This is a genomic window from Acinetobacter sp. A47 (genome assembly GCF_000805455.1).
Taxonomy (GTDB): Bacteria; Pseudomonadota; Gammaproteobacteria; order Pseudomonadales; family Moraxellaceae; genus Acinetobacter.
The window spans coordinates 340821-359022 of the sequence record NZ_JSUS01000032.1 but is presented as its reverse complement, the minus strand read 5'-3'; the positions used below and the strand labels follow the sequence as shown (position 1 = coordinate 359022).

Sequence of the window (18202 nt, the reverse complement as noted above, 5' to 3'; positions counted from 1 at the left end):
CGGCATAGCTCCTAAGCTGCCAATATTTACCATTTTGTGCCAGATTGATGGCATGAGAAGATAAAGACTGGATCAAGTGCCCAGAAAGTTACGTTAGCTTATATTATGAAACTCAGTTTAGAATTATTGACCCAAATAGTACTTTTAAACCAGGTACTATTGCGTCAAATCAGATTTATCTGAATCAAAACGGGCAAAAATTGAAATATCAAAGTGGCAAATGGGAAGTTTGGAAATGAAGAATTTAACCCCTGACTTTCCTACTAAAAAAGCCTTAAGAATAGACTAAATTTGTCCAGAAGAGTGGTGGCATTCCACCACTATTTAAATGTTTAGGCTTAGAGGTTTGATAGCTACGATTTCTGTTTGGCTTTTTGGCGTAAAACATACAAATATAAGTTTTCTACTTTTTCGCGTGCCCATGGTGTGGTACGTAAGAATCTCAACGATGACTTAACACTAGGATCTATACAAAAACATCTAATTTCAATTTTACGACTTAAGCCTTCAAAGCCACCGTAATAATCCAATAACTCATCCAAAATATCAGCAAGTTTTTTGCCGTGTAGAGGTTCATTGGAGGCATTCATAATAGATCAACTATATTTGGGGAGGCCATCATTATAACCTGAGCTAGTTGAAAAATGAGAGGGTTAGCATTTAAGCGTATAAGCGTATAAGCGTATAAGCGTATAAGCGTAATTTACATAGAAAATTACAGCTTATCTTCCTATTGATGTGTGTTGAAATAGTAGGAGACATTCACTTGGGAGATTCTAGTCACTTGTAAAAATCTTTTGCCATTTGATTTAGTGTCTAAATCTAGACTTTTTTTAAGTCCGTAACTGATGTATAAATCGTACATCATCTCGTTACTAAGCTATGGCAACAAACACTAATGTGTAGGCCATAGTCTTAGATACTCTATTTAACATAAAATGAAGTTATGCGACTTCAGAATGACTTTTAAACTAATATTATGGTAGAGCTTAGTAACAAAGACTCATATAAGGCGTTGTATGAGCATCAAAAATATCAATATGAAATTGAAAAAAATGCTTATGGAAAATTAGAAGATAAAGCTTCAAAATATTTAGCCTCATTAACAGTTGTAATAACGGCTTATACAGCAATAGTTGGAATTTTTTTAAAAGAGTTATTAATTAATCTAAATCCTCTTGTATGTTTTTTGTGCATATTTTTAATAGTTTTTTCTTTTATATTTTTATGTTTCTCTTGGTATTCAATTTTTAGATGTTTACGTTTACAGGAAGTTTTTCGTTTGGAATCTAATCAGGAAATGATAGATTATTTTTTAGATCAAGATTATTTGGAAACGGTATATTTGGACTTATCAGAAAAATATGATAAGGCTACCCAGCAATATATAAAACAGAATGAAAAAAAAATAAATTTAATTAAAAATGGATATAGAGAAATTCTTGTAGGTGTTTTATCCTCTGTCATATTAATCTTTATTGTTTTTTTAATTCAACTAGGAACCGGCCAGAATGAGCGACCCAAAGCAGCAACCACCACAGCAACAACCTGTACAGCAACAGAAGCCACCAAGACCACCAAGAGTTGAAGGTCCTGCATTGAGAATAACAAATGAAAGCCTAGAGGTAAAAATTCCTGGCAACATCTTAAATGAACAAACTCGAAACAATTAGATCAACAAAAAAGAGTCCACGTTATCTAATGGTGGACTCTAGTCTCAAATTTGGGACTATTGAAATGTTTTAATCTCTCATTAGCTCTTTGCTTTTATTATGAACAATCATCATCTTAAGCATATCTTTTAATTGCTCTCGCTCTTTACCCTCAAATCGCTCAACTTCACGAAATAGAATCTTGAGATCACCATTTGTTCCCATATCAGTTTCATCAAACAAAATCGTATCAGCACTCACACCAAGAGCAATAGTGATCTTTTTTAGATTTGATGCTTTAGGGTCTGACTTATCGGCAATGATTGTATTTATTGTACTTTCAGGAATTTTTGAAAGCCGTGCCAACTCTCGGTTTGTTATACCGACCTGATCACAAACTTTTTTGATATTTCTACCGACTGACATCAATACACCGATTTTATTACCTACATTTAATACATTATTACCGATACATTGTTATTAGCAACAAAATATTGACTTATATTCTTGATAATGACGACACATTGATGTATAAAACAATGTGTCGTTATTTTGCATCGACACATCGTTATGGATACTTTGTCATTTAGCTCCAATCTCGAATTTATACAAGCTGCATTTAATAAAATTGCTGAAATTGTTGCTCAACATGGTCATCCATGCCTAGACGTATGTTGTCCTGCTGAATCTACTGAGCAATGTCTTGAACATTTGGCTGTGGTCGCAAATGACTGGTCGTATAACTATTCACTCATTGATGCTCACCTAGAAACCTATAAAAAAGCCAATGCTGAAATTCGTGAATATTTAGGAGAGTAGGGTGATGGACAAGGCGTGTGAATTAATTAATTAATAAAATTCAAGACTTCGATAAAAACATTCATCAACTAACAGAAGTCTATGAAGAATCACAATTCATCATGGGTGAAATTGTTTTAGCTACTACATACTCAGAAATTGATCTTCGAGTTTGCCAAAACCTTAAAGATTATTTGAATGGTGTTGTTCAGAACAAATTAAACCATTGCCAACAGCTCATCACTAAAAAACAGAAACAGCCACAGGATAATTCAGTTGTTCAAACCTTTGAGCATAAAATAGCCAAAGTATTAGTAAACACGGCAGAATCAACTGCTAAGCAAGGTCTTCAACCCCCCAATTTATAATATGCGGGAAACGATAGGCAATTTTTGCATAAAACTTCTAGCTATCATTGAAATTTTGATAAATAACCTTATTAATTTCTAGTCACTTACAATTTACAAAGGATAATGAACAGTGAGTCAAATTGATTTATCAAATATTAAAGAAGTTATTGAAGAAGATAATATAAGCTCAGTAAATTCTCGATTAGACAAAGGGTGGCAACTTTTAGCTGTTTCTCCAGGAACTTACGATGATGGAGATTCTAACAAAGCATATTTTTTATATACATTAGGGCATACAGAGAAGCAGCCTTTACCAGATATCACGTCTAGATATAAAGATTAGGTTAACATCACAAGGCTTATGCAATCATAGCTTTGATGCATAAGCCTTGTATGTCTGATTTCTGCATAACTTATATTATGTTACTTGGAATACTCAGCAACGTGAATTATGATCGTAGAGATTCACGTTGCTGAGCTGTGGCAACAAACCGGGTTGTGTAGGTCACAGTCTTAGATATTCTATTTAACATAATATACATTATGCGAAATGATTGTTGTTGCTTAAAGCCATTGATTGATACCACATCAGGCTTTGGTTTTGTATCTTGTCGTGCTCTATGCGAGCTTTAATAAAAACGGCGTAAACTTTAAATCATTGAAGTAAGTTTACGCCGTGCTGCTTTCAGAATTTTAAATTCTCTATTGCCAATTAAAAATTTACAGTCCATGACAGCTGCGCTGTACGTGGCGCACCTAAAAATAAGTAGTCATCTCCGGCAAAATTACCTACATCGCGCCAGTATTTTTTATTGAATATATTATCTACATTCAATCTCAGTGTGTTGTCATAACCATAGGCATGAAAATGATAAGCTGCCCCGGCATCAAATACGCTATAACCTGACACCTTCACTGTACCGGTTTTATTGGCATATTTACTGCTGCTGTACTGCATACCGGCCAATAACCGTAATCCATCAATTTGAGGCACTTGATACGATAAGTGGCTGGCAAAACGTACATTTGGCACATTTTGAGTTTGATGTCCTTTATATTCAGCTACTTGCACATCTGTGAGCCGTGAACGTGTCAATGCCAGACTTGAGGTAATATCCAGATTGTCACTTAAATGGCCTTGTAAGCCGAGTTCTAAGCCAAGATTGTGCTGTTCACCTTCAGCCACATAGTTATTGGCTGCATTGGTATATTGATTGTCCTGTTTTAAATCAAATATTGCTGCGGTAAAAAGTAAATCTTGCCATTGCTGTTTAATACCCAGTTCATATTGAGCTGAATGGATTGGGGCTAGCGTTACAGAGGCATTGTCGGCAAACCACGGCGCCTGACCACCATCGCTTAAACCTTTGGCATAAGACGCATAGACATGAGTGCCTTCCCAAGGCTGATACATCACCGCAAACTGTGGTAAAAAACGATTAAAGTCGGTTTCCCGAATGCGCTGACCATCTGCTTTGTAAGCATTTTCATCTAAATGTAGCAGTTTTCCACCTGCTAAAACTGACCAAGCTGTATTGAAATCAATCTGGTCGATCAGCGTTAATGCGGTTTGCTGGCTTTTTAATGACTTATAATGGTTGGCTAAAGTTTTTTCGGATGGAATATAGTCTTTAGTATCTTCATAAATATTTCCAGATGCTTCTGGGGCTTGGAAAATAGCATCATATTGCGAATGACGTTTAGCTGTATGTGACAATTCTACACTGAGGTTGTGTAGCCATGCACCGGTCTTAAATTTACCGTTTATGCCAGCCTTAAATTGATTGGTTAAATAGCTGTCATCCGGGTTGCGAAAGTCATAAATATCGTAGTTACCATTCGGGTCAAAACTATTCCCTTTGGTCTGACAAGTTTCACTATAACACCCCCAGGCAAAGGATGAATAATCATCGACCACCACACGGCTTTGTGAAGCACTTAAGTGCGATGTCCAGCTGTCATTGATCTGATAAGTATATTTTAATCCGGTATTTAAGCTGTCACTACTTACAGGTTTACTCCAGCTCTGATAACCCAGTAAACGATCCCGCTTCACACCATTGGGAACGGCGTTGCCACCCAATAATTGATAACCGGGTACAGAACGCTGACGCTGGTGCTGTGATTCAAGATCAAACTCAAGCTTGGAGCGATCAGAGATGTTCCAGTCTAAGGCAACGGAGCCAAATAAACGCCGGCCATTGGCGTGTTCTACATAAGGATGAATTTCTTCACTGGCCAGATTAATACGGTACCCAAACTGTTGTTGCTCGCCCAACAGTCCGCCCAGATCGGTTGCGACACGATAGCCACCTTCACTATCTGCCCCAACGGTCACTGCCCGTATATCTTTAGGACGTTTGGTGACGTAATTGACCACGCCACCGGGTGTTGACATGCCACTTTGAATGGCACTGATTCCTTTGAGGATTTCGACCTGTTGTTTATTTTCGAGCGCAACATTCTGCTCACCGTGAATGACATTGCCATTGAGCAAATAACTTGAACCCAGATTCAGGCCAAAACCACGCATCACAAAGTTTGGGTAATAACCAATCGGCGCATAGCCATCCCCTACAGCGGCATCATTCTTGACCACATCGGTAAGGGTTTTTGCATGTTGATCTGCAATACGTTCAGCCGTGATGGTGCTGATTGAAGCAGGGATTTCAGCCAGATGGTGTTGATTAAAACCGGTTAAATTGACTTTAGACTGAGCATACTCGCTTTCTGCGGCCTGTGCATTAATGGTAATGGTCGCCAGCCGGGTGGCTTCGGTTTCAGTTTCGGCCTGTACTCCTGTGGAGATCAGCCCCATACATGAAAATGAGCCAACTGCCAGTAGTGCTGTTTGTAAACGAGAAAGTGGGAAAGTTTTCACAGTATGTGCCGCGTCCTAAAGGGTAATTTTACAGTCCGGATTTGCGGCATGAGTATTCACAATTTCTCTGGTTTGGACAAGCATATTTTCCATCTGTTCCTGATTTTTTCATATTACCAGGATCGTAGAAATTGGGCTGGCCCGGAATCGGCATTATTTATGTAAAATCAGTTCTGCTGTTGAAAACTCGTCTCCCAGTTGTACCATGATTTCTTCAAGGTACCGGTTGATTTCAGGGTGATCATAAGGTGTGATGACTCCGTTGGTGGTTTCCCTGATATGACAGCTTGTTCTTTGTCTGAGTAGCTTATAGACACTTTTATTGCGACCAAACAGGATTCTTTGAATCAGGTGGTGTTTCTCCAGATCAGAGAGTACCCGATAAATGGTGCCTATTTTAAGTGCATTTTGTTTATTGGCAATCATATAGATATCATCTGCGGTCAGACCATCATGTTGTGCCAAGACCTCCAGTACAGATACTCTGGCAGCTGTTGCGGTTAAACCTTTATTGATTAATAGTTTTGAATACATAAAAAACCTGTAAATTAAAATAATAACAACAATATTTTTATAAAAATAAATAACTTGGAATTAAGAAAATAGTTGAAAACCGAAGTAAACAATGCCCTGAAAATGGTCTTTCAAGGCATCAGGTGCAAGGCTGTTTACATTTAGAACGTATAGGTCAAACCGACATAATAGTTACGTCCCAGTTCTTTTTCATTGAATTTAATGCCGGCATCTTGGCCTTTTTCTTCCAGATCGACATCGGTCAGGTTGCGGATACCTGCACGGACGGTCACAGCCGGATCTACTTTGGCAGAAAGACCAACATTAACCAGTGTATAGTCAGGTAGTTTTTTCTCGTTGATCACCTGATCGCCAATATAACTTGCCCCTGCAGTCAGGGTGAGCCATTCCAGCGGTTTCAGGTTCAGGTTGGTATTGGCTTGCAGGCGTGGGCGTTCATCCAGGCGTTTATGTGTTTCGCTGTTCTTGGCGTCCAGATAAGTGGCATTGGCATCGACAGAAAGCATAGGCAGTAAATCTGCCTGTGCTGCCAGCTCGACTCCCTTGATTTTGACCCGTCCCAAATTGACCCAGGCCGCTCCCGTTGGTCTGGATACGCCATTCGGATCGACGGTATAGTGAATATCCCGACTGATCATATCTTTAATTTCATTCTGGAATACGGTGACGCTACCATTCCAGTTTGATTTACGGATAGATGCACTTATTTCATAGTTGTCGCTGGTTTCTGGCTCAAGGTTAGGATTACCCCATAAGGTACACCCTCCTCCACAACTGACAATGCCATAGTCTTTGGTCATTTGTGCCAGAGATGGTGCCTTAAAGGCTTGTCCATAGCCTCCCTTGACCACAACATCATGGGGTAACTGGTAAACCAGATATGCTTTTGGACTAAAATGGTGACCAAACACCTCATGATCATCATAACGGCCAGACAAGGATAAGGTCAGTGGGTCGGTGAGATGGATGTCATCCTGCACAAAGACTGAGGTTGTGCTCACTGAAGCCTTACCGGAGTTTTGATAGCTTACACCGTCCTTGACTTCCTGATTGTTGTATTCAATACCCGCAACAACGCCGTGAATACTGGCATCAAAATTACTATAGGCACGCAGATTGGTATTATTTTCTTTTAAAGTACGATGTTTGGGTTCATCAAAGTCTGAATCGTAATCTTGTATTTTACTGTTTTCCTGTTGTGCCGAAACGGTGGTTTTCCCCCAGCGCCAGTCACCACGGTGTGTCAGCCCCACAGAATGGCGTTCAATCTCCTGACTGGCAAACCCCTCGCTTAAATAGTCCCAGGCTGGATAGTATTGATAATCTGTCTGGCCATACGGTCGTTTATCCTTGTTATATCCCAGATCAAGATCAATATTTTGCTGCTCATTGAGCTCATAGCTCAGGGTTGAGCGTAAGTTCTGGGTTTTCTTGCCTTCGATATAATAGGCTGGCGTGGCCTGTTTGCCTTGCGAGAACCATGCATCACGGTCATATTGCTCTGCCGAAATCGATAAACCCAGTTTATCGGTCAACGCACCGGATGCAGAAGCGCCTAGACGATATTGCTGTTTACCTGTACCACGGTCGACCAGATGATATTCAGCATTTATTGTACCCTGCCATTCATCGGTTGGCTTCTTGGTAATAATGTTAATCACACCACCAATGGCGTCAGAGCCATAGAGTGCAGACATGGGGCCACGAATCACCTCTACCCGTTCGATACTGGACAATGGAATCGAGCTAATATCCAGATCGGCATCACGCCATAAGGCACCTGTTGAAGAAATACGCTTGCCATTGACCAGGATCAGGGTATAAACGCCATTTGACTCACGTACCCCACGAATCGTCAATTTCTCACGGCCCCCGCCATTATAGTTTTGTACCCCAACGGTTTTACCCAAGATTTCTGCCAGACTGGTCGCTGCAGATTGTTCGATCTGTTCTTTACTGACAACCGTAATCGAAGCCGGAGCGGTATCCGGGCTCTCCTCTGCCAGACTGGCAGTCACCACGATGGTAGGTAAACTCGTGCCCGCTGGCTGGGGCTGCTGCGCTTCTGCCCATGCCGCAAACGGCGTCAATGCTGCAATTGCAATCACTAATTTTTTCTTGGCCAAGACCATTTTCTTGCATCCTCATTATTAATAACAATTTTCATTTGTTAATTGTTATCATTTTCAAAGTTTGCACATCATAAATTATTTATTGATAATCATTCAATAGTTAGAAATAGTTTTATTTGAAATTGATAATCATTATTATTTGTGTGAGATTTGGTTATAATCGGCAACTTAAATATTGCTGTATTCCCCTATCCCCCTAAACTTTATGTATAAGTAGATAAAATAATGCTATCCCGTTTCTTTATTTACCATCCGGTATTTGCATCAGTTATTGCAATTATCATCTTGATTTTAGGATGCTTTTCAATTCAGGCCTTACCTGTTGAGCGTTATCCCAATCTTGCTCCGCCGAGTGTCACCGTGACAACGGTTTATCGGGGTGCATCGGCTGAAACGGTTGAAGACAGTGTTACGCAGATTCTGGAACAGCAGATTAAAGGCATTGATCACCTGCTCTATTATACTTCCAGTAGCGAATCGTCAGGCCGCAGTACAATCGACATCCATTTTAAGATGGGTACCGATATCGATAAGGCCCAGTTGCAGGTCCAGAACCAGATGAATAGTGCCCTGAGTCGCCTGCCGGAACAGGTTCAGCGTCAAGGAGTGAATATCTGGAAAAGCACGGGAGATATGCTGCTCATTGTCGGGGTTTATGATGAAATGGGGAAAGCCAGCAATATTGATTTGTCCGATTATCTGGTCAATCATTTTGAACAGCCACTGGCCCAGATTCAGGGTGTCGGTGAAGTGGATATCTTCGGTTCGGCCTATGCCATGCGTATCTGGCTTAATCCGAACCAGCTTAAAAACTATAAGTTAATGCCCAGTGATATCGAGAAGGCTTTAGAAGATTACAATACTCAAATAGCCGCAGGTTCTATTGGTTCGATGCCTGCCGCGGCGGATCAGAATATCTATGCCAAAGTCACCGCTGGCTCACGCTTGAAAAGTGTTGATGATTTTAAGTCGGTGGTGGTCAAGGCCAATATTGATGGCAGTCTGGTTTATCTGAAAGATGTGGCTCGGGTTGAACTGGGCGCAGAAAATTATGAAAGTGTGAATACCTTAAATGGCTTTCCTTCTGCCGGTCTAGGCATCATGTTAAGTCCCGATGCCAATGCCATCCAGACGGCACAACGGATCAAGGATAAAATTGCACAGTTGAGCCATCATTTACCTGCGGGTTACAAGATCGTGTATCCGCGTGACAATACGCCCTTTATTCAGGAATCGATTAAACAGGTGATTCTGACCTTGCTGGAAGCGGTCGTTCTGGTGGTGCTGGTGATGTATCTGTTTTTACAGAAATGGCGTGCGACCCTGATCCCGACCATTAGCGTGCCAATTGTGATTTGTGGCACCTTTATCATCCTGTATCTGGCAGGGATGAGTATCAATACCTTAACCCTGTTTGCCCTGGTACTTGCCATTGGCCTGCTGGTGGACGATACCATCGTTGTGGTCGAGAATGTTGAGCGTCTTATTCATGAAAAACAGCTCGATGTGCGCGACGCCTGTCTGGCTTCCATGCAGGAAATTAGCGGCGCCTTGATCGGGATTACCCTGGTTCTGACGGCGGTATTTATTCCCATGGCCTTTTTTAGCGGCTCGACCGGCATGATTTACCGCCAGTTTTCAATCACGCTGGTAGCGGCAATGCTCTTGTCCTTGATTGCTGCCATGGTGATTACCCCAGCACTGTGTGCGGTTTTACTCAAAAAGCAAACACATAAACCGGTCTGGGGGCCGTATTTAGAGCGTGGCGTTCAGTACATCAAGACGCTCTTTATCCAGTTGACCCGATGCTTACTTCAATTCAGGTACGTTGCCTATCTGGGGGTTGCTGTGCTGCTGGTTGTACTGGCTTTGATTTATCGGGCTTTACCGACCAGTTTTATTCCCAATGAAGATCAGGGGCTGCTGGCCGTACAGTTTGCCTTGCAAGATAGTGCCTCCCTGGGCCAGACCCAAGCTGTTGGTCAACAGGTCAATGATTATCTGTTCAAGCAGGAAGCAAACAACATTCATACCGTTTTGGTGGTGAATGGCCAGAACTTCTCTGGACAAGGGCCCAATCTGGGAATGGCCTTTGTTTCATTGAAGCACTGGGATGAGCGTCAGGGAGAAGAAAATACCGCACCAGCCATCCGTGCGCGGATACAACAGGCATTGTCTGACTTGCTGCCCGCGCGTGTCATGGTGGGAATGCCTGCCAGCGTCGCAGGACTGGGACAATCGGATGCCATTGAATTATGGTTGCGTGATTTAACAGGTAAAGGGCGTGAGTACTTGCAGCAACAGTTTGCCGAAATTGATGGCCAGTCAGCCCATTACCCTGCTTTTAGTCAGCTCAGTCCTTTGGTCAGCGACAACAAAGCCGCCGTATATGTGCAGCTGGATCAAAACAAGGCCAAAATGTTAGGTCTGGAACAGCGTGAAATCCGTTCTACCCTGTCTAGCGCCTGGGGTGGCAGTTATGTCAGTGACTTTGTTGAACGCGGCCGGATTAAACGTATCATTATGCAAGGCGATACCGAATACCGTTCTAAACCTGAAGATTTACGCTACTGGCATGTACGTAACCAGTCCGGAGAAATGTTGCCGCTCTCTCATTTTGCCGAGACCCAATGGACAGGTGGCCCAGAAGTCTTGAACCGCTTTATGGGACTGGCGGCGATCCAGCTGGAGGCCAATGTCAGTGATGGATTTAGTTCAGGTCAGGCCATGCATCAGCTTTCTGACCTGATAAACCGGCAGCCCGGTGTCGATCTGGCCTGGAGTGGACTGTCTTTACAGGAGCAGCAATCCAGCCATCAGGCCATTTATCTGTATGTGATTTCAATCCTGTTTATTTTCCTGTGTCTGGCAGCCTTGTACGAAAGCTGGAAAATACCTTTTATTATCTTATTGGGCTTGCCGCTCGGGATTACCGGTACGGTGGTTTTTGCGTGGTTATTTGAGTTGCCCAATGATGTGTATTTCCAGATTGCCTTGCTCACGGCGATTGGATTGTCCTGTAAAAATGCCATCCTGATTGTTGAGTTTGCCTCATCTGCGCTGGCACAGGGACAAGATCGCTATAGCGCAGCTTATGAAGCCTTAGCCTTGCGTTTACGTCCCATTATCATGACTTCACTGGCCTTTGGTGCAGGGATTCTTCCCTTGGTGTTTGCAAGTGGTGCCGGCGCAGCCAGCCGTTACGAGATTGGTATGAGCGTATTGGGCAGTGTGCTGTTTGGTACGGTCCTGATTCCTTTATTTACCGCTTTTCTGTTTGTCGTGGTGAATAGTCGGGTCGGTTTGCCTGGTCTGCAATGGCGCAAGCGGAATATGGTATCGCATCTCCACAATATGCGGATCAAGCAGGATGAATCTTGATCTATAAAAGTGCTGGACTGAACAGAAAGCATTATTTTCTCTTTCCTTTTGGCAAGATGATCAGTCCTGTGAAAAGTCTAAAGCATAAAAAATGGCAGTTTTAATCTGCCATTTTTTATTGTCTTATTTCAGTCTAAGCGACGAGTTTTTCAATCCATACTTCTAGGGTTGGCTGTTCGGCAAGATCTTCAAAACTCACATTTGCGCCATGCGCCTGCCATTTTCCAACCAGCGTCATTAAACGGACAGAATCTAAACCGAGCATAAGCAAATCGTCCTGTAGCTCGATTTCATGTACCGGGATTTGTAGCTGCTCGCTAACCGCTGCAATAATGCCTTCCTTTGATAGGGCTGTAGCCATGTGCTTGAGGTTCCATAAGCGCAGTACCTGATGGGTGGCCATGACCTGACCGCAACGTGTACTGATATATTTGAGTGCCATATCGTGTTCGGCACGACTGAAATCGGCCATGGCATCGCCACAGACAAAGGGCTTGATATTGAGCATAAAGGCTTCTGCTGCACTCATCAGACAACCGATGTGGGCATAAACACCGCAAATCACCAGCTGATTGCGTCCCCATTGCTGCATCAACTGTTCAAATTCGGAAAATTTAAAGGCGCTATAACGCCATTTGGTCAGAACCGTGTCTGCCTCTGTGGCTGCAACATCAGGATGAATCCGGGTTATCTGTGGATCTGCCTTTAAGCCGGGGCCCCAAAAGTCAGTCAGTAATTGACGATGTTCGGGAGTCTGGTCTCCCGGTTGTGCGGTATAGACCACCGGAATATCAAGTTGTCGCGCCTGTTCAATCAGCGCCTGTGTGTTTTTTAACAGTTCAGGAATGGGAGCTTGCTGCTGGTCATAAAAATCCAGGAAATATTGCTGCATATCATGCACCAGTAAAACGGACTGTCTGGCATCGAGCTGCCAATGGGTTTTATTCTCGGTGAGCTCATGGGCCTGAGGCATGGCATAACTGGCAATTTTAGGAATACTCATGATTTATTTCTCGTCTTTTATCAATGAATTGAAGTGAAAGAATTAAACAGTTTCAGTCTGGATTTGCTGACGCAGCACTTTTTTGTCAATCTTGCCGAAGGCGGTATAAGGAAACTGGTCGATAAACTCAATCCGGTCAGGAATCTTATACATCGCCAAGCCATAATCTTTTAAATATTGGCGTAGCTGCATGCCACGGCGAATAGCGCCTGGATCATTGTCCTGACTTTGCCATGCGATAAAGGCACAGCTTTTTTCACCCAGCATGTCATCGGGCATGGCCACCAAAGCGGCCAGACGGACTTGCGGATGGGTCAGCAATGCCTGCTCGACTTCTTCCGTTGCAATTTTTTCACCGCCACGATTGATCTGCTCTTTGGAACGGCCTTCCACGACAATACAGCCATCGGCCCGAATACGTACCAGATCACCTGTACGGTAGAAGCCGTCTGGGGTAAACGAACGTGCATTATGTTCCGGGGCATTATAGTAACCACGGATGGTATAAGGCCCACGTGTGAGCAGATGCCCGATTTCGCCTGCTGCAACAGGTTGATCATGATCATCAAGCACTAAAATTTCGTCGTCGGCTGAGATCTTTAAGCCTTGGGTATGGATAATCTGTTCGGCGCTCATATCCAGATGGGTGTAATTGACCAGCCCTTCTGCCATGCCAAATACCTGTTGTAGCTTCACCTGAAAATCATCCATCAGCCTGCGGGCAACCGTATCGGGTAAGCGCGCCCCACCCACCTGTAAACAGCGTAAGGTAGACAGAATGTCATCCTGATCTTTCTGTGCTTTATCCATCCATGGTCGTACCAGTGCAGGAACCAGACAGGCATCGGTTACCCCGTGCTGACGTATCAAGGCAAAAGCCGTGTCAGGGCTTGGGTCACTGCCGAGAACCACGGCGCCTCCGACATGGAAGATACCCAATGCACCTGCCGAACTCATGGAAAAGTTATGCGCTGCGGGTAACACCATTAACAGACGTGAGCTTTGCTCAAGCCGGCAGATTCTGGCGCTTTCGCGCACACTATATAAGTAGTCGTCATGCGTGCGGGGAATCAGCTTCGGAACCCCTGTACTGCCGCCGGAGAGTTGCAAAAAGGCCACTTGCTCTGCACTGCTTGGACGTACTGCCTGATCTAAAAGATCAGTTTGGTGTAAGAGTGCTGCAAGATCAGCAAACCCGGCGGCCTTCCCTAAAACAAAAACATGCTTTAAGGACGGATTGGCTTGCTGGCATTTACGGGCCAGTTCACGATAGTCAAACTTTTGAGCGCCAAAATCGGCGCAGAAATAGGCAGATGCCTGAGTTTGCTGGAAAAAGCTATTCAGCTCGGCATGCCGGTGTGCCGGTAAGGACATGATTGGCAATGCCCCGAGGCGGATCAGGGCAAAAAACACCACATAGAACGGGTAACTGTTCGGCATTTGCACCACGGCTTTATCGCCTGCGCGTAAGCCGTGCCGGTACAGATGGCTGGCACAGTAACTGACAAGCCGGTCAAATTGCTGGTAATTGAGTGTTGTCGCTGCATCAATGATGGCAATATTTTCAGGAAACTGTTGTGCAGATTGCTGTAAAAAATCACTGAGGTTCTGTCCGATCCAGTAGCCCTTTTCGCGGTAGCGTCTGGCAAATGCTTCCGGATATGCCACTGCCCCTGCTAGATAATTTTGCATATTATTTTACCTGCTCCGTAAGCTGTGCGGGAGAAAACCCGAAACCATCCAGTACGGTTCTGAATTTTGCTGCGGTCTCAGCATGTTCGGCGCCCGGATCAGATGCAGCAACAATGCCTGCACCTGCAAACAGGCGGGCGATATGATGCCGGATACGTGCACAGCGAACCGTGACCGACCATTCGCCATTGCCTTGTGCATCAGCCCAGCCCATGGTTCCGGCAAACAGTTCCCGGTTAAAAGGCTCCAGTTGCTCAATCAGGTCTTTTGCGATGGCTGTAGGCTGGCCACAGATTGCAGGTGTTGGATGCAGCTTTTCAACCAGATCAAAAACGTGAATGTCTTTGTTTTTCAGTTCACCCTCAATCCGGGTGGCCAGATGCCATAAGCGCCGGGTTCTGATCAGTGACGGCTGTTTTGGAATATGTAGTTTTTTGCAGAAAGGACTCAATTGATCTGCGATCATCTCGATTACGACCGCATGTTCGTGTTGATCTTTTGCCGAAGCCTGTAATTGACGGGCATTGTGCTGGTCCTGAACTGGATCGGCATCGCGTGCCAAGGTGCCGGCAACAGGTTTGCTCCAGACCCGTGTATCCTGTTTGGCGACCAGAAGTTCCGGACTTGCACCTACAAACCAGCCTTCATGTGCTGCGTTGCGGGCTACGGCATAGTTATAACCTTCCGGATTATCCTTGCTTAAATGATAAAATAACCGGGACACATCAATTTCATCGGACAGATGCAGTTCCAGTATTCGCGCCAGCACGGCTTTATTTAGTTCGCCGTGCTGCATGTTCTGCACCAGTGCAGCGACCTGAGCCTGATATTGCTTACCGGATGGAATAAAACGGGCCTGTTCTATACGGCTGTGTGCTATTTCCGGCTGCTGTGAGGTGTAAAGTAGCTTTTGATAGCGTTTTACTTCATCCATAAGCATGAGATGCACATCCTGTGCGTTGGAAAATGGAATACCGCCAAGAATCCGGGCTTGCGGATGGCCTTGTTGGATTGCCTGATTCAGCTGAGTACGTGCCTGTTTGAGCCAGTCGGATAAATGGCTGTCTGGTGCAACCTCGATATCCTGCAATTTATGCTGGCTTTTCAGGACATAATCTGGTGTTGTAAAGTAGAACCCCGCCTCGTGATCACATTGCAAGACTTCATGGGCAAATGCCACCCGGCTTTCGGTATAGTTTTCTTTTTGAGTAAAATAGGGATGCTGTATAGACATGGACTATACTCCTTTTACGACATCTTATTTTTAAGTTTTAAAGTGTTAAGAATGAATGTTTTTACACGCCTAGCGTGGCGCCGCCGTCAACGACAATTTCCTGCATGGTAATTTGTGCAGCCTGCTCTGAAAGTAGAAATACAACCATATTGGCGATATCTTCAGGTTCGGCCAGCTTTTGAAGCGGAATCCCGGTCCGGTATTGGGACAGATCACCTTTCAGCACAGCCTCAGGCGGCTGATCCGTTGTCCATAACTGTTTTTGCATCTGGGTCAGGGTTGAACCGGGTGATACAATATTGACGCGGACATGATGTTGTGCCGTTTCCAGTGCCAGATTGCGGCAATAATGACTTAAGGCGGCTTTACTGGTGGCGTACATCCCCAGTTGCATACGTGGCATACGTGCACTGTTGGAACTGACCGTGACAATACTTCCCCGTTTTTTGGCACATAAATATTGAGCCACCTGCTGGCTGATGGCGATCGGTGCCAGCAGGTTTACGGCCAGGGTGCGTTGCCAGTCCTCATGTTTTGCATCCAGCAATGGGGTCATGATTAAAAGCCCTGCGGCATTGACCAGTCCGGTAACGTCATACTGTGCCAGAATGTCTTCAATTTCCTTTTTTGTCTCGGTTTCATTGGTAATGTCCAGCTGAATACCTTTCCATCGGGAAGCAAGTCCGGCTGTCAGGTTCTGGATAATTTCCCAGTGTTCGGGATGTGCTTGCTGATCAAGGCCAATGACGGTAAAGCCTTGCTGCAACAATTGTGATGAAATCGCTGCGCCAATGCCTCTGGCTGCTCCCGTTACAATGACGGTAGAGCTCATATGAATACTCCAAATTTGCGACCAGTTTTTTGATCGCCGAACATAATTGCAAATAATTATCATTACAATCAAGGTTGGTTTTTTCTAATTTTTATCAAATCGCAAAAAAGTGCTGTTTTTTAAAACACTTATTTAATCTAAATCGTTGTTTTTTCTCATGAAGAGAAAATAGGGTGTTTTTTTATTGAATATAATGATAATTATTTGCATTTACAAATGAGAATCATTCTATTATTGTTGGCCCGCTTTCTAGTCGATTTATGGACTTAAGATGAAGCCAAATGACTTTCCAATTCATCCAATATTCCAACAAAAAAACATAGGTTCTGACATCTGGTGGAATGTAGTAAAACACATCGGTACCCCTCTGGTTATTGAAGACCAGCAGCAGTTGCACTGTACGTTTTTATGGCGTCGTCAGTCAGAGACTGAGTCGACCTATATTGATGTCTATTCACAGAGCGCTTCCATTTATCAGCAATGGAATGCATTCCAGCAGATTGAACATACAGATATTTGCTTTTTTGAAATAAGCCTGCCCCTCAACTGGTCAGGCAGTTATGTATTGGTGACGACCCCTGAGCGTGTGCCTGAAACGCCAGAACCACAACTTCGCCGGCAATGGTGGATCAGGCAGCTTCAGCATTATGCTCAAGTAGACCAGTTCAATTCTTATCCGCCCTATCCTGCGCAAGTTTCGCGTTGGGTCAATCAATTGCATCTGGGACAGCCACAGGTTTCACAGCCGGCCGCTGATCGCCCTCAATATCAGACGCTGCAATGGCATAGCCAGCGTCTGGCAATGACCTATCCGGTTGACTTCTATGCGGCAGCGCCGCAGACAGCAGACAGTCCACTGGTGATTTTGCTGGATGGACAGGTCTGGAGCCGGGATTTGCCGATTTTACAAGAGCTCCGGTCTCGTACCGATCAGGGGCAGATGCCGGCAGCAAATTATGTCTTCCTGCACAGTATCGACAGTCAGCAGCGTTGTCTCGACTACGGTTGTCGTGACCTGTTTTCACAGGCCATTGTTGAGGAGCTGATTCCGTATATCCGGCAAAACCTTTCTTTGTCTACCTCTGCCCCGGTCTTTTTAGGTGGCCAAAGTCTGGGTGCTTTATGTGCCCTGCATACCCTTTTGCTTTATCCCGCTGCATTTGGGGGCCTGATTTTGCAATCCGGTTCTTACTGGTGGTCTGACTATGCAAACAGTGAGGTTTTAAAAGGACAGTCACAACGCTTTTTAGAGCTGGTTGAACACTATCTGCAACCGGTTCCCGATACGACCCGGATCTTTATAAGCACTGGTGCTTATGAAACCGATATGCGTGAAGACAGTCAATCGCTTTACGCCAGGTTCCGCTCATTCCCCTTTACCCAAATTCACACCTTCGCAGGTGGACATGACGCAGTCAACTGGAAAGATGATCTGGTCAACACGCTGCAAAGCTTAATTTCTTAAAAAAACCTTGAATCTTCAAAGGAAAAATCATGATGAGCACTTTACAAGAAAATTATATCAATCCATTTGATAACGAAAACCTGTCCTTCTTTGTACTTAAAAACATAAAAGGTGAATACAGCTTGTGGCCTGAGTTTCATGCCTTACCCGCAGGCTGGGAGGTGCAATTCGGGCCGGCCACCCGTGCTGAATGTATTGGCTATGTCGAGCAGCACTGGAAATCAATTCATCCATTCCAAGTGGCTTAA

16 protein-coding genes and 1 pseudogene are annotated in these 18202 nt (G+C 44.1%); 8 read left to right on the top strand and 9 right to left on the bottom strand.

Annotated elements, in window-relative coordinates; genetic code table 11:
- Window positions 1-110: 110 nt before the first annotated feature.
- A pseudogene (locus OC23_RS19645) lies at window positions 111-239 on the top strand (hypothetical protein); the annotation flags it as partial.
- Between the two features lie 114 nt (window positions 240-353).
- Here OC23_RS19645 and OC23_RS08215 read toward each other — a convergent pair.
- A complete protein-coding gene (locus OC23_RS08215; RefSeq protein ID WP_038344094.1) occupies window positions 354-590 on the bottom strand; it encodes a VF530 family DNA-binding protein in 237 nt (78 codons plus the stop codon).
- Window positions 591-979: 389 nt separating this feature from the next.
- On the opposite strand from OC23_RS08215, the gene OC23_RS08210 reads away from it, so the two are divergent.
- Window positions 980-1588 carry a hypothetical protein gene (locus OC23_RS08210; protein ID WP_038344093.1) on the top strand — a complete coding sequence of 203 codons (609 nt, stop codon included), beginning with the start codon at window positions 980-982 and terminating at the stop codon, window positions 1586-1588.
- 154 nt (window positions 1589-1742) lie between these two features.
- Here OC23_RS08210 and OC23_RS08205 read toward each other — a convergent pair whose 3' ends face one another.
- Complete coding sequence (locus OC23_RS08205) at window positions 1743-2078, bottom strand: helix-turn-helix domain-containing protein (RefSeq protein ID WP_038344092.1); 336 nt, start codon at window positions 2076-2078, stop codon at window positions 1743-1745.
- 144 nt (window positions 2079-2222) lie between these two features.
- On the opposite strand from OC23_RS08205, the gene OC23_RS08200 reads away from it, so the two are divergent.
- From OC23_RS08200 to OC23_RS08190, 3 genes are all read left to right on the top strand, one after another.
- Window positions 2223-2471, top strand: a complete 249-nt coding sequence (locus OC23_RS08200) for a hypothetical protein (RefSeq protein WP_038344091.1) — start codon at window positions 2223-2225, stop codon at window positions 2469-2471.
- Window positions 2472-2572: 101 nt separating this feature from the next.
- Window positions 2573-2818 carry a hypothetical protein gene (locus OC23_RS19445; protein ID WP_227505545.1) on the top strand — a complete coding sequence of 82 codons (246 nt, stop codon included), beginning with the start codon at window positions 2573-2575 and terminating at the stop codon, window positions 2816-2818.
- Window positions 2819-2930: 112 nt separating this feature from the next.
- Window positions 2931-3143: a hypothetical protein gene (locus tag OC23_RS08190; protein ID WP_038344090.1), complete on the top strand. Its 213-nt coding sequence runs from the start codon at window positions 2931-2933 to the stop codon at window positions 3141-3143.
- Between the two features lie 369 nt (window positions 3144-3512).
- Here the strand turns inward: OC23_RS08190 and OC23_RS08185 are convergent, their stop codons facing one another.
- From OC23_RS08185 to OC23_RS08175, 3 genes are all read right to left on the bottom strand, one after another.
- Window positions 3513-5681 carry a TonB-dependent siderophore receptor gene (locus OC23_RS08185; protein WP_038344089.1) on the bottom strand — a complete coding sequence of 723 codons (2169 nt, stop codon included), beginning with the start codon at window positions 5679-5681 and terminating at the stop codon, window positions 3513-3515.
- A 153-nt stretch (window positions 5682-5834) separates the two neighbouring features.
- Window positions 5835-6215: a Fur family transcriptional regulator gene (locus OC23_RS08180; RefSeq protein ID WP_038344088.1), complete on the bottom strand. Its 381-nt coding sequence runs from the start codon at window positions 6213-6215 to the stop codon at window positions 5835-5837.
- Window positions 6216-6355: 140 nt separating this feature from the next.
- Complete coding sequence (locus OC23_RS08175) at window positions 6356-8347, bottom strand: TonB-dependent receptor plug domain-containing protein (protein ID WP_038344086.1); 1992 nt, start codon at window positions 8345-8347, stop codon at window positions 6356-6358.
- A 225-nt stretch (window positions 8348-8572) separates the two neighbouring features.
- Here OC23_RS08175 and OC23_RS08170 point away from each other — a divergent pair, with 225 nt between their 5' ends.
- Window positions 8573-11728, top strand: a complete 3156-nt coding sequence (locus OC23_RS08170) for a multidrug efflux RND transporter permease subunit (protein ID WP_038344085.1) — start codon at window positions 8573-8575, stop codon at window positions 11726-11728.
- Between the two features lie 133 nt (window positions 11729-11861).
- Here OC23_RS08170 and OC23_RS08165 read toward each other — a convergent pair whose 3' ends face one another.
- From OC23_RS08165 to OC23_RS08150, 4 genes are all read right to left on the bottom strand, one after another.
- Window positions 11862-12731, bottom strand: a complete 870-nt coding sequence (locus OC23_RS08165; RefSeq protein WP_038344084.1) for an isochorismatase — start codon at window positions 12729-12731, stop codon at window positions 11862-11864.
- 42 nt (window positions 12732-12773) lie between these two features.
- Entirely contained in the window at window positions 12774-14423 is a 1650-nt protein-coding gene (locus tag OC23_RS08160) for a (2,3-dihydroxybenzoyl)adenylate synthase (protein WP_038344083.1), read from the bottom strand.
- A 1-nt stretch (window position 14424) separates the two neighbouring features.
- A complete protein-coding gene (locus OC23_RS08155) occupies window positions 14425-15657 on the bottom strand; it encodes an isochorismate synthase MenF (RefSeq protein ID WP_038344082.1) in 1233 nt (410 codons plus the stop codon).
- A 61-nt stretch (window positions 15658-15718) separates the two neighbouring features.
- Window positions 15719-16489 carry an SDR family oxidoreductase gene (locus OC23_RS08150; RefSeq protein WP_038344081.1) on the bottom strand — a complete coding sequence of 257 codons (771 nt, stop codon included), beginning with the start codon at window positions 16487-16489 and terminating at the stop codon, window positions 15719-15721.
- Between the two features lie 271 nt (window positions 16490-16760).
- Between OC23_RS08150 and fes the strand changes: the two genes are divergently transcribed.
- Complete coding sequence (gene fes / locus OC23_RS08145; RefSeq protein WP_038344080.1) at window positions 16761-17954, top strand: enterochelin esterase; 1194 nt, start codon at window positions 16761-16763, stop codon at window positions 17952-17954.
- A 32-nt stretch (window positions 17955-17986) separates the two neighbouring features.
- Window positions 17987-18202, top strand: coding sequence for an MbtH family protein (locus tag OC23_RS08140; RefSeq protein WP_038344079.1), 216 nt, complete (start codon window positions 17987-17989; stop codon window positions 18200-18202).